A 13,498-nucleotide genomic window follows, 5' to 3' on the forward strand; every position below is an offset into this window, starting at 1 on the left:
TGAGCCTATTGGCAAAATGAGGTGCAAAATTACAAAAAAGTTTGGGAAACTGCAAATAGTTTATTCCTTTTTTTCAATCGATTGGTAGGCAGCCCCAATATGTGCGATGATGTCACCAGCCATGAAGCTGCGGGGATTGATCGTTTTTTGTGTCAAATCAGCAGTCAATCCGTGCAGATAGACCCCTACCCGAGCAGCATCCATGGGTTTGTATCCCTGTGCCATCAGTGAGGCAATCATCCCCGTCAGCACGTCCCCGCTACCGGCAGTCGCCAGTGCCGGCGTACCGCTGCTGTTCACATAAATATGATCGGACTCAACGATGAGTGAATAGGCTCCTTTCACCACGATCACCACTCCATATCTCTTTGCGAAGAGTCTTGTCTTTTCAATTTTCTCAAAATCGTCGCGCCAGCTACCGATCAACCGTTCCAGCTCTTTCGGATGAGGTGTCAGGATGGTCCCCGGCACCATCAGAGAGTACCATTCCGGATGTCGTGAGAGAATGTTCAGTCCGTCGGCATCAATCACCAGCGCTCCTCTGTAGTAATACAGAAAGGCAGCAAAAGCCTGAGCTGTGTCACCATGTTGCCCCATTCCCGGCCCAATGCCCACGGCATCGGGATCAATCGGATAATTTATTTCTGTGATACGCTCAGCATCTTGGTCTTCGAGGACCATCGCCTCGGGGACGACCGACTGCATCACAGCAGTTCCACAGCGTGGCAGATAGGTGGTTACAAGGCCACAGCCGGTGCGGAGGGCTGCCTTTGCAGCCATACAGAGTGATCCGCATTTGCCGAGGCTTCCACCCACAAGAAGGGTGTGACCCTGGGCACCCTTGTGGGCAAATCGGTGCAACGGTTTCAACAGAGAGGCAATCATTTCCTGCTCGACATACTCCATCTCACTCTCTGCTTCGGCAATGGCACCGTCATCCAGCCCTATATCCACGATCTGCACCTCACCGGTGAAATCACCATTCTCAGGCAGAAAGAGTGCCAGCTTCGGAATCTGAAAGGTGACCGTCACTGTTGCCCGCACGGCAAACCTACTGTTACGGTCCGTGAAGAGACCGCTGGGCAGATCAATGCTGTAGACCGGTCGGCCACTCTTGTTGATTGCTTCAATCACTTTTGCAGCGATACCTTCCACCTCCCGCGAGAGACCTGTTCCGAAGATCCCGTCGATAAGCAGATCGAACTGCTCCATTACAGGGAGATCCTGCTCGCCGGTGATGATATTGGAGGCAATATACTCTGCCTTCACACGGCGCAGGTTGTGCGCACAATCTTCCGTGTAACGGCCACCCTGATCCACCACACAGACCTTCACCCTGTAACCCGACTGATGGAGGAGTCGCGCCACCACCAAGGCATCCCCTCCGTTGTTGCCCGTACCGGCAAGGATCAGTATTTCCTGTTTCTTCTCCGGACATCGTGTCATAAAAAAGTTCGTGAAAGCGGTTGCCGCCCGTTTCATCAAAGTCAGAGAAGAGATACCCTCCCGTTCAATAGTCGCAGCATCAATTTTCCGGATCTGTTCAGCTGTCAGGATTTTCATAGTATCAAACGAATATTTTGCATTTACACATTGTCATCCGGCAATTCAATCCTGCGGTACATCTTGTAGAGCCTGAGCATCAGCGTGCCAAACAGGACGGCCATCACCACCAGCAGATGGCTGGCAACCCCCTCCACATTGAACGATAACTTGATCAGCGTGGTGGAGACCACGAAGCCGGAGTTGCGCATCACCTTCGGGAAATCGTCGGTGATGGCAAAAGAGAAGAGCAGCACCAGCAGATCGGTCAGGATCAGCACCATGAAAAAATCGGAGAAGAATGCCTCTGTAGCCATCTTGGTATGCCGAAAGAACCCAAGCAGTGAATGATCCATGAAAAGCCATTCCACCATGTTGAACAGCACCATCACCACAAAAAGAACTGTCAAAAGCAAGGCCAACACCTTTTTGGCCGTGACGTACCGTTTCTTTTTCGTTGGCAGACCGGGAGGCAGACCGGGATAATTTTTATCCACCCGGATCGACTTCTGGTTACGGAGATAAAATAGATAAATCAGCAGGAAGAGGATCAGGATGGTAGCCATCGAATAGAGAAAATCGGGCGTGGCGAAGAGATCCTCCAAATCGGAGGTGAGGGAGAGCTTTGAAAGCTCATCGAAGATGCCGCGGATGGTGATCAGCGCGATGATTTCGAACTGTTTCCCGATGTAGATTGTAATTGATTTGGGCAGATAGTAAATCAGACAGTAGACCTCATAAAAGAGAATGATGGAGAAGGGGGTATACAAGGCATCAATGGGACTCTCCATCCCGGCAAGAGAACCGCCGGCACCAATCCAGCCCAAATGCTGCATGCCGATTACGATGAGATGCAGAAAAAAGCCCGCCAGTGCCATTACAAACACCAGTTTTTCTATCAACCGCTTACTCTTCCCGGAGAGGACCTTCTCGTAGAGTGTTGCGACGATGCTTTTCATTTTTCTCTTCATGCGCTTCTTTTTGGTAAAGATAGAACTTTTCAGAAAAAAAAAGAAATCACCCTGCCGGAAATAGCATGATGGGAATAAAAGAAAAAAATGGGGTTGATTTGTAAAAGGAAAGAAAAAGTGCGCAGGATGAGACTCGAACTCACACGCCGTAACCGGCACTACCCCCTCAAAGTAGCGTGTATACCAATTTCACCACCTGCGCAGGGAAGGTGCCCGGAACAGGACTCGAACCTGCACGTTGTAACCAACACTAGTCCCTGAAACTAGCGCGTCTACCAATTCCGCCATCCGGGCATTCTCATAATGTATCTTAGGGTGAGGGAACAGGCCGCTGCCTGCCTGCAAAACGGTGAAGAGCCAGGGGCATTCTTTCCGAATTGCGGATGCAAAGATACATGATTTTTTGAAACAGAAACAATAATTGTCATATTATTTTCACCCATTTCAATCTATTTACCACCTGACAACGGCTACTGAACACAACATTAACCAATTGGTTCGTCATGCCACCTACATAAAAAGGCTGTCCCTTACGGACAGCCCCTTCAAAACACAATGAAAATATTAAAAAGTAGAGTGAATCTGCTCAAACAACATCACTCCCGGCTTCCGATTCCTCATCTTCAAGGTGAGGAGGCTCTGCGGTCATGAAGGTACGTGTATAGTTCCTGATGCGTCTGCGCACCACAGAAGGAGGTTCCTGGTTCCTGTAGTTGTTCAGCACGTCGCTCACCTCTACCGTCTTGCCCGCCGGCACCGAGATCTCCACCGTGATGCTTTGTTTGCGAAAACCCTGCGTTGACGGCACCATCAGAAACTCCGGCAGGTAGAGCAGCGAGTCTTGCTGCGTAATCTCAAAACGGAACTCTTCCAGATCTGCCTTCGCTCCGCGCAGCTCGCGACAGCTGCTTGCAGCAATTGTCCGTACGTGAAATAAAGAGTCATTGCTGTTGCGGATGTGCAGATGAATGTCGCGGAAGAGTAATGAATCCTCGTTGACGTTTGTATAGGGGAGATGGTCGATATCAGAATCCATTCCCCAACCGATACTGAACTCTGAATAATCATCTTGATAGGGTTTCATATCCACATAGAGGCTTTTCCCTTCTACGGGTATCAATTCAACACTCCTTTCCAGGGTACTCTCCTCGCGGAACTTGTCAGCCACCTGAGCTGCCAGGATACCGGCTGTCACCAGACCACCGATCCAGAGGATCGAAGAGATGAGACCAATCATCGGACGTGATTTGGCCTTCATCACCCTCCGCACAATCCACACCAGGATTGACACAACCGGAACACCAATTAACAGGATGAGCGAGGTGTACAAGAGAGTGGTCTCCTGCCCCGGATCAATGAACAAGGATTTCAGTGGCATCATCTGTGCCCCGGCAAAGAGAAAGGCCACAAAAGCACCCACTGTCACCAGTGCCAGGATACCCACGAAAGAGAAGAAAATAATCTTCAACAGCAGAATAAACCCATTCAAACAACCGGAGCGCTCCGACGAAGTGGCAACGTGTACCCTGTTAGCGGAGGCCAAATGATCAGCAGGCTTCCCTGCATCTGAAGGCTGCTGCGGAGGCAGCTCATCTTTGGAGACTTTTTCAACTGAATCATCGCTCCCAGCAGCCATGTAAACGGGAGCTGCAGGCGGCATCTCTCCCACGTCGCCGCGGCTCCTGTTACTGGCCACGTTGCTACTCACCCTTTCACGGATGGAACGGATATACTCCTCTTCACCCATCATCTCAAGCTTCTGCTTCACGCTCTTCGCCTCGGGAATGATGATCCAGAAGACAATGTAAACCACCACCATACTCATGTTGATGTTCCAGCTGAAGTCAACGTCGTCGAAAAGGAAGTTGAGCGGGAAGAAGGAGATCATCCCGATCAGGTTGAACAGCAACGGCAGCAGGAAGATCAGACGGGGGATCCAGCTGTCGATCTTGAAATAGGCGGCAATACCGCCGCAGACACCCCCCAGAAAACGATCATTCGGATTGCGGTAAAGCCTTTTTGATACATTTGTTTCCAGCTCTTTCGGTTTCAATACGATCCAAAGCACGATGTAGACCCAGAAAAGGAATCCGAAGAAAAGCACAAAGATCATCCGGAGCCAAACCGGGTCGGTCTTGAAATAGTGTGCCAGACCACTGCAGACACCTCCGAGAATGCGATCACCTGAATTGCGATAGAGCGAACGACGCACCTCTTCGTTAGAAGCGGCTGCAGAGTGCTGCTCCCGGTTATCAGAGGATTCTGCTCCCGGTTGTGATGCAGCCTCTTCATAATCGCTGTCAAAATCTTCCGGCTGCCCGATGCTGGAGATGATTGAAGCCACATCCTCATCGGTAATACAGTTGATTCCATGCTTCAAACGATTGCCGAAGAGCTCGGCAATGCGGCACTCAATGTCATTCACAATCTCATCTCCCCCCTCCTCACGCGCAAAGAATTGGGTCAGACGCTCGATGTACTGTTTCAGCATTTCATAGGCGGTCTCCTCAATCGCGATCACCTGCCCCTGAAAATTGATGTTGATTACTTTCTTCATATGGTGTTGTTGTTCAATTCTGACTCTTCCTTCGGTTTACGGGTTACCAGTTCTACCCCTGTAGCCAGTTCATTCCAGGTGGTGGCCAGCAATGCCTGAAACGCCTCTCCTTTCTCGGTGAGCTGAAAATATTTCCGGGGTGGCCCCGAAGTGCTTTCCACCCACCGGTAGGTAAGGATCTCTGCGTTCTTCAAACGATTCAACAGCGGGTAAAGGGTACCCTCCAACAACTGCAGTCCTGCATTTTTCATCTCATCGATGATATCGCCCGGATAGGCCTCCCCTCGTTTGACAATGGATAGGATGCAGTATTCAAGCACTCCTTTCCGCATCTGACTCTGTGTATTCTCTATATTCATAGCCATTTTTACTCTTTTCAGCCTATTGCTGAGATCTGATTTTTCATCTTCACCCCACAAAATTAATTATAACAAAGTATTATGCAATACATAGTACCAATTATTTTCATGTTTTTAGTATTTATTAACTATGCAACCGTTTTGATGGGTAACAGCCACAACTCAAAAAAAAAGGTTATATTTGTGACCACAAACCATTTTGTATGTCGTTACAGGGAAAACATATTGTATTGGGAATCAGCGGCAGCATTGCTGCCTACAAATCGGCCATCCTCACCCGACTGCTGATCAGAAAGGGTGCTGAAGTACAGATCGTAATCACACCGGCCGGCAAACAGTTCATCACGCCGGTGACGCTCTCTGCCCTCTCCGGCAGACCGGTGATCAGTGAATTCTTCGCCTCCGGTGACGGGACCTGGCACAGCCATGTGGAGCTGGGGTTATGGGCCGACCTGATGGTGGTGGCACCCGCCACCGCTGCCACCCTGGGCAAGATGGCCCACGGCATTGCCGACAACATGCTGATCACAACCTACCTCTCCATGAAGGCGCCGGTATTCGTGGCGCCCGCGATGGACCTTGATATGTTTCGTCATGTCACCACGCAGCGTAACCTGGAGATCCTGCAGCAGGATGGCGTCAGGATCATCGACCCGGCTGAAGGTGAGCTGGCCAGTCACCTCGAAGGAAAAGGACGTATGGAGGAACCCGAAAAGATTGTCGCCATCCTGGAGCAAGCCTTCGCAAAAAAGGAGCTCGCAGGCAAAAAGATACTGATCACTGCCGGTCCCACCTATGAGCGGATCGATCCTGTACGCTTCATCGGCAACTTTTCCTCGGGAAAGATGGGTTTTGCCCTGGCAGAAGAGTGTGCTGGGCGCGGTGCGGAGGTGTTGCTGATTACCGGCCCCACCGCATTGTCACTCTCCCACCCCGTTGTCCGCAGAATCGACGTGGAGTCGGCAGAGGAGATGCATGACGCAGCCCTGAAGGCTTTTCCGGAAATGGATGCCGCCATCCTCTCGGCAGCAGTTGCCGACTATCGCCCGGCGCAGAGGGCTGAACGCAAGATCAAGCGGAAAGAGGGTGAAGGGCTCACACTGAACCTCACCCCCAACCCCGACATCGCGGCAGCACTGGGACGCATCAAAAGGGAAGAACAGCTGCTGGTTGGCTTTGCCCTGGAGACAGACAACGAAGAGACCAATGCCCTCGTGAAGATGGAGAAGAAGCAATTCGACCATATTGTGGTCAACTCCCTGCGCGACGAGGGGGCCGGCTTCGGACATGACACCAACAAGATAACGATCCTCTCCCGCAGTGGCGGTAAAAGGGCGTTCGAGTTAAAAACTAAAAAGGCAACGGCGAAGGATATCATTGATACCCTCTTTGCTGCTACATAGACCAAACATTGATTGATGAGATTTTTTTATACATACGGATTCCCTCTTTTTCTATTGTTCGCTTTCACCTCAACGGTACTCTCCCAGACATACAGAAACCCGCTTACCATCCCGCCGGCGCTCAGCGGCAACTTCGGCGAACTGAGGAGCAACCATTTCCACTCCGGCATCGACTTCAAGACACAGCAAGCGGTCAACAAGCCGGTCGTCGCCATTGAGGATGGATATGTCTCCCGCATCAGCGTCTCACCGGGCGGCTATGGGCTGGCTCTCTACATCGATCATCCCACCACGGGTCACACCAGCGTTTACGGCCATCTAAACAGCTTTTCCGATAAGATTGCACAATATGTGGAAGAGAAACAGTATGAACTGGAACGTTTTCAGGTGAACCTCCACCCCGAAGAGGGGCTCCTGCCGGTGAAGCGGGGTGAACAGATTGCCCTCAGTGGCAACACTGGCAGTTCGGGAGGTCCTCACCTTCACTTTGAGATTCGCGACCGGATGAGTGAGGAACCGCTGGACGTACTGGAATATATTGCCCGCATACCCGATACACGAAAGCCGGACATGCGGGGCATCGCCCTTTACCCGGTTGAAGGCAGAGGGATGGTCAACGGCAGCAGCAACCCACTGCGGATCACCCTTGCCAAAGACAAGGCCGGCAATCCACTGCCTCCGGGCAGTAACCTTACTGCCTGGGGCCGCATTGGCATTGGACTGAAAGCCTACGACCGGATGAACGGCCAGTCCAATATCTACGGTGTGAAACATGTCCGTCTCTACCTGGATGATGAGCAGATTTTCAGCAGCACCATCCGTCGTTTCTCGTTCGACCAGACCCGTATGCTCAACGCCTTCATCGATTACGCCGACTGGCGCGAACGGCGTTCACTCTACATGAAATCGTTCCTCGAACCGGGCAACAAACTCCCCTTCTTTCAGACCAAAAACAGGGGTTTTGTGGAGATCAACGAGCAGAGGGAATACCGCATCCGGTATGAGCTGGAGGACCACTACGGCAACAGTCTCTCCTATCGCTTCACGGTGAGGGGCGTTCCGGGTGAAATACCACAACCCCTACCCTGCGGTCATTTCATGTCCAGTCAGTTTGAAAACAGCTACAGGGACCCTGATCTAACGCTTACCATCCCTAACGGCAATCTCTACCAGGACCTCTGCTTTACGCATCATGTCGTGAAAAGCAGCAGCCACTATTCCGATATCCACCGGATTCATGACACCCCGGTCCCCCTCCACCGGAGTGCGAGTCTGCGCATCCGTCTGAAGAGCGATACCTTAAAACAGAAAGGCAATTACGGGATCGTAAGCCTTGCCAAGAATGGGAAAGAGAGCTGGCTGGGGGGAGATTATGCTCATGGCGGCATCACCGCTTCCATTCGGGAGCTGGGAGGACGCTACGCTGTGGCGGCAGACAGTGTGGCACCGCTGATCACACCACTGCAGCGGGAGAACTGGAAAAGCCGGCGTACCATCCGCATCCGTCTCAGCGACGACAAAAGTGGAATCGCCTCCTTCCGTGGGGAAATCAACGGTCGTTTTGTGCTCTTCACCCACGACAGCAAATCGAGCCTCTACACCTATCGGTTCAATGAGAAAAGGGTTCCTGACGAAGACCCCCTGGAGCTGACCTTTACCGCCACCGACGGCGCAGGCAACAGCAGCGAATACAAATCAACCTTGTAAGCCCGGGAGGTTCACCCGGCTGATGATCTGCCAGATGTTTGTCAGAGTCCCAGCGTCTCCTGCACCAGGCGGATCTCCCGCTCACTGCCGGTGTGCTTCCCCTCCACGTCAGATAGCTTCACGCAATCCTGCCACTCCTCCTTGTCGGTCATCCGGCAGCGGAACAGCTTCATCACGATGTTCATCCCCTTGATGTTGTTGCCCACATCGTTGGTCAGGTTGGTGCCGATGCCGAAGGTGGCACCGATCCGGTCACCACAGTACTCCTTGATCTGAATCGCTTTCTCCACGTTCAGGCTGTCGGAGAAGACCAGGTATTTGAGCTTGGGGTTCACCCGCAACTCCTCGTATCGTCTGATCACCTTGTCCACAAAGAGGTAGGGATCGCCGCTGTCGTGCCGCAGGCTGGTGAAGAGGGCCGCATGCTTCTTGCTGAAGTTTCTCAGAAACACATCGGTGGTGTAGGTATCGGTGAGCACAGTTCCCAGGTCTCCGTCGTAGACGTTGATCCAGTCCTCCATAGACATGTAGTTGGCCATCTTGTAGCCGTAGATGGATCCGTGAAACTGCACCCACTCATGCGGATGGGTGCCGGAGACGTTGAGACCATGCTTGTAGGCCAGGTAAACATTGCTGGTGCCGAAGAGACTCTCGCCGGCATGCTGTTTCAGGATCCCGGTGACCCGGTCCTCCACGTCGAAACTGAAGCGGCGTCGCATACCGAAGAGGGAGAATACAATGCCATGCTCCTTCATCCGCAGCGCCTTCTCAATGGCAGCCTGTTGCATATAGGGAAGGTCGGGATACTCTCCCCTCTCCCGGAACCACAGCTCGGAGATGGTGGCCAGGATGGGGGTCTCCCAGAGCGTCACCCGGTAGAGCAGCCCACTGGCTTTGATGCGCAGCTTGCGCTGCTCCATGGTGATCTCCACCTCCGAGGGGTCGAAGCGAAACCCTTTCAGGAAATCGATGTAGGTGGGCGGCAGATAGGGCATCTGCTTCCTTACGAACAGCTCCTCCTCACGGGTGAGCGAGAGCTGTGCCATCTGATCCAGCTCCTGTCGCAGCAGCCGGTCAAATCCCTCCGGGTAGTCGCCCCCACTCCGGTCAACGAACTCAAACTCACCGCAGGCACGGGGAAAGAGTTTCGAGTAGGCGTAGCTGGTGGTAAACTTATAGAGGTCGGTATCGAGTATGCTCCTGATGATTGCCATATGATCTGCTCTTAATTGTTTGGAATGTAAACGTTTTTTTTAATGATTTCGTTCACAGGAGATGGACAATGACCGGAAAACAGATTCTTCTAACATTCGTGTCTATCCCTTCATGATCCCCTCATACTTTTATGAGGGGATCATGAGGGGATAATGAAGGCATACTAACCGATATCTTGTAAAAAGAGCAGGATGTATGTCAGGTGTACCATTGAACAGAACCCCCCAAAAAAGAGGGGGCGCCACTATTACAGCGACGCCCCCTGAAAATCTATCGTTTAAAAATATCAGATGCCTCCTTCAATGTTCCAGACAAACGCCCGCAGGCCCAGGTTGGCCGACTCGCTGTCCAGTTCACGGAGGTAAGCCAGCAGCCCCTCCACCTTGTGGTCCTCAACCACCGTGAGGATGGCGTTGTTCACCGAGGGCCAGGCGTGGCTCCCGTAGTGGGGGATGCCATTGCTGCTGCCTCTGCCGTACACCTCTTTCCAGGAGGTGAACCCTCGTATGTTGAGCCGGGCGAGGTTCTCCACGATGATGTCATAGTGGGCCTGGTCGAGCATAATCATTACTGCTTTCATATCTTATGGATTGTTTATTTATACGTTCACTTCATTGTTCACCAGCACCTCACGATGCTTCCTGCGTTTTCTGCGCACGCCGTAGCCGGCCATCATCGAGTAGAGTGCCGGAATCAGCACCAGGGTGATGATGGTGGAGAAGGTCATCCCCCCGATGATGGAGATACCGAGCGACTTCCACATCTCCGATCCCTGCCCCGTACCGATTGCCAGCGGCACCATCCCCAGGATGGTGGTAAGCGTGGTCATCAGTACCGGCCGCAGACGGGAGCGTCCCCCGTGCACCACAGCGGTGATGATTGACATGCCCCTCTCCCGGTTCAGGTTGATGTAGTCGATCAGCACGATGGCGTTCTTCACCACCATACCCACGAGCATGATCAGCCCCACGAAGCCCATGATGCCGAGCGGCTCTCCTGTGACAGCCAACAACAGGATCGAACCTGTGAAGGCGAAGGGTACCGTCAGAATGATCATGAAGGGATAGGTGAGCGACTCAAACTGAGAAGCCAGCACAATGTATACCAGCAGTGAGACAATCATCAGCAGCAGTCCCAGCTGCCCAAACGACTCCTGTTGTTCTTCCATCGAACCGCCAATCTCAATCTGCACTCCGGCAGGAACCTCATACCCGGCAAGCAGGCTGGTCACATCCTCCACCACCTCGCTCAGTGCGCGGCCATAAATGCTACCCGTGACGGTTACAATACGCTGGCGGTCCTGACGATCCACCTGTGGCAGGGTCGATGTCTCTACCACCGTTCCCAGGTCCCTGACACGCACACCGGCACCCATCGGGTTATAGATCATGATGTTCTCGATATCCTCGATCGACTCGCGGTATTGCTCCTCGTAGCGTACCCTGATGTTGTACTCCTCACCCTCCTCGCGGTATTGCGACATGGTGAGGCCGTTGATCCTGTTGCGGATGGCATTGGCAGCTGTGCTCATGTTCAGTCCGTTCAGCGAGAGCTTATCACGGTCGAACTGAATCTGGTACTCCATGCGGTAATCTTTTCGGGAGACGGTGATGTCCCTGAGGCCATCCACCTTTTCCATTTTTTCCTGCAACTCTGCCGCTACCTTGTCGGTCACCGTCAGGTCGTAGCCATAGATTTCAAGCGCCACGTTGCTGCCGCCGGTCATACCCATGTCGCCCCCACCGGGCATCACCTGAAACCGTCTCACCTCCGGCATCGCCGCCAGGTCTTGCCGCATCTCATCAGAGACTTCATAGATGCTCTTCTCGCGGTGCTTCGACTCGGTCAAACGGATGGTGTAGGTCATGATGTTGGAGGCGTTGTCCTGCATGGCTGCCCAGGCGTTGTCCTCGCTGGCCGATCCCACGCTGAAGGAGATGATTTCTATCTCCGGATACTTGGTCTCCATCATCTGAGCGATGCGGTGTCCCGTCTCGCGGGCCACCTCCATGCGCGTGCCGGTGGGCATCTCCACCGTAAGGCCGATGTCATTGTTATCCGAAGCGGGCATGAACTCGGTCTTCAGCGTCACGGCGCTGATCACCACACTTACCGCAAAAACAATCAGTACGGTGAAGAGGGTGAGCCTGCGACGTCGCACCACCCTGCCTACAAGGCGTGAATAACGATGATCCAGCCGGTTGAGCAGCGGCAGCACCCGCTTGCTGTACCAGCGATCGAAGCCATTCATCTTGACATCCTTGTTGCCCCGCATCATCTTGGCACTCATCATGGGGGTGAGCGTCAGTGCAATGATCAGCGAGAGGGCGATGATGATGGTCACCATCCATCCCAGCTGCTTGAACATCACACCTGCAAAGCCGCCCACCATGGTCATCGGCAGGAACACCGCGATGATGGTGAGTGTAGAGGCGATTACCGAGAGGGAGACCTCCTCGGTACCATAGACAGCTGCCTGTCGGGGGCGACTCCCCCGCTCAATATGACTGGTGATGTTCTCCAGCACTACGATGGCATCGTCCACCACCATACCGATGGTGATGGAGAGTGCCGAGAGCGAGATGATGTTGATGGTGTTACCCGTCAGGTAGAGGTAGATGAAAGAGCCGATCAGCGAGATAGGGATGGTCACCATCACGATGATGGTGGCACGCCACCTTCCCAGGAAGAAGAGCACGATCACACCCACTATGAGAAGTGCCAGCAAAATGGTTTCCAGCAAACTGTTGATGGAGACCTTCACATACTCGGAGGAGTCCATCACCGTCACCAGCTTGATGTCGGGCGGGAGGGTCTTCTCCAGTTCGGGCAACTGCTCCTTCACGGCATTGGCGATTGACACGGTGTTGGCTCCCGACTGTTTCTGCACCACGATGGAAGCACTGCGTGTACCATTGGTGTAGTTCTCCTGCACGCGCGACTCGAGGGTGTCGCTCACGGTAGCCACATCGCGCAGGTAGATGGGTTTGCCCTGGCTGCTGCCCACGATGATGTTGTTCAACTCACGGCTGTTTTTGAACTGCCCTTCCAGGCGCAGCATGTATGTCTGCGAACCGATGTCGAAGTTACCGGCCGGCACGTTCACGTTCTCGGTGGCGATCACCTGGGCAATCTGCTCGAGTGACAGGTTGTAAGCCTCCAACTTCTGCGGCGTTACGTTCACCTGCACTTCCCGTTCGGGTGCCCCAGACACGGAGACGGTACCGATTCCCGGGATGCGGTTCAGTGGGTTAGCCACCTGTTCGTCAAGGATCTTGTAGAGTGCGCCGGCACTCTCCTCGGCAGTGGCCGAAAGCACCACTACAGGAATCATGTCGGAACTGAACTTGAGGATCATCGGATCCTCGGTCCCATCAGGCAGGAAGCCGGCGATCATATCCACCTTGTCACGGACGTCGTTCATCACCTCGTCCATGTCGGTACCAAATTCAAACTCCAGCATGATCATCGACATGCCGTCCTTCGACTGTGAGGTGATCTCCTTCAACTTCTCAGTCGAGTTGAGCACATCCTCCAGCGGGCGGGTGACGTTTGCTTCCACATCCTCGGCACCCGCACCCGAGTAGGAGGTCATCACAGAGACGATGTTCAGATCGATGTTGGGATAGAGGTCGATCGGCAACTGCCGGTAAAACATCATCCCGATCAATACGACACCGATAAAGATCAATGCTGTTCCCACGGGATTTTTCACCGCGGTTTCATATGGTTTCATCTGTTCCT

General features: G+C 53.1%; 9 protein-coding genes and 2 tRNA genes. 2 read left to right on the forward strand and 9 right to left on the reverse strand.

Features of this window, described 5'->3' with window-relative positions; genetic code table 11:
• Positions 1 to 60: 60 nt before the first annotated feature.
• The 6 genes from JS578_01670 to JS578_01695 form a co-directional block, all read right to left on the reverse strand.
• On the reverse strand, positions 61 to 1,563 hold the full coding sequence (locus JS578_01670; GenBank protein ID QRX63997.1) for an NAD(P)H-hydrate dehydratase: 1,503 nt from the start codon (positions 1,561 to 1,563) through the stop codon (positions 61 to 63).
• 23 nt (positions 1,564 to 1,586) lie between these two features.
• Positions 1,587 to 2,513 (reverse strand): hypothetical protein, encoded by a 927-nt coding sequence (locus JS578_01675; GenBank protein ID QRX63998.1) that lies wholly within the window; start codon positions 2,511 to 2,513, stop codon positions 1,587 to 1,589.
• 118 nt (positions 2,514 to 2,631) lie between these two features.
• Positions 2,632 to 2,715 (reverse strand) — tRNA-Leu (locus JS578_01680).
• 8 nt (positions 2,716 to 2,723) lie between these two features.
• Positions 2,724 to 2,807, reverse strand: a tRNA-Leu gene (locus tag JS578_01685).
• Between the two features lie 292 nt (positions 2,808 to 3,099).
• Positions 3,100 to 5,070: a PspC domain-containing protein gene (locus JS578_01690; protein ID QRX63999.1), complete on the reverse strand. Its 1,971-nt coding sequence runs from the start codon at positions 5,068 to 5,070 to the stop codon at positions 3,100 to 3,102.
• Positions 5,067 to 5,429 (reverse strand): PadR family transcriptional regulator, encoded by a 363-nt coding sequence (locus tag JS578_01695; GenBank protein QRX64884.1) that lies wholly within the window; start codon positions 5,427 to 5,429, stop codon positions 5,067 to 5,069. The genes JS578_01690 and JS578_01695 overlap by 4 nt, the downstream gene beginning before the upstream one ends.
• Positions 5,430 to 5,632: 203 nt before the next feature.
• Between JS578_01695 and coaBC the strand changes: the two genes are divergently transcribed.
• Positions 5,633 to 6,832, forward strand: coding sequence for a bifunctional phosphopantothenoylcysteine decarboxylase/phosphopantothenate--cysteine ligase CoaBC (gene coaBC / locus JS578_01700; GenBank protein ID QRX64000.1), 1,200 nt, complete (start codon positions 5,633 to 5,635; stop codon positions 6,830 to 6,832).
• Between the two features lie 15 nt (positions 6,833 to 6,847).
• Positions 6,848 to 8,539, forward strand: a complete 1,692-nt coding sequence (locus JS578_01705; GenBank protein QRX64001.1) for a M23 family metallopeptidase — start codon at positions 6,848 to 6,850, stop codon at positions 8,537 to 8,539.
• A gap of 41 nt (positions 8,540 to 8,580) precedes the next feature.
• On the opposite strand, the gene pncB is transcribed toward JS578_01705, so the two are convergent.
• The 3 genes from pncB to JS578_01720 form a co-directional block, all read right to left on the reverse strand.
• The gene (gene pncB, locus JS578_01710) at positions 8,581 to 9,753 is read right to left on the reverse strand and encodes a nicotinate phosphoribosyltransferase (protein QRX64002.1); all 1,173 of its coding nucleotides are present in this window, start codon (positions 9,751 to 9,753) and stop codon (positions 8,581 to 8,583) included.
• A gap of 287 nt (positions 9,754 to 10,040) precedes the next feature.
• A complete protein-coding gene (locus JS578_01715) occupies positions 10,041 to 10,334 on the reverse strand; it encodes a hypothetical protein (protein ID QRX64003.1) in 294 nt (97 codons plus the stop codon).
• An 18-nt stretch (positions 10,335 to 10,352) separates the two neighbouring features.
• Positions 10,353 to 13,490: an efflux RND transporter permease subunit gene (locus JS578_01720; GenBank protein ID QRX64004.1), complete on the reverse strand. Its 3,138-nt coding sequence runs from the start codon at positions 13,488 to 13,490 to the stop codon at positions 10,353 to 10,355.
• Positions 13,491 to 13,498 lie beyond the last annotated feature (8 nt).

The sequence above is a fragment of the Dysgonomonadaceae bacterium zrk40 genome, from assembly GCA_016916535.1.
GTDB lineage: Bacteria > Bacteroidota > Bacteroidia > Bacteroidales > Dysgonomonadaceae > Proteiniphilum.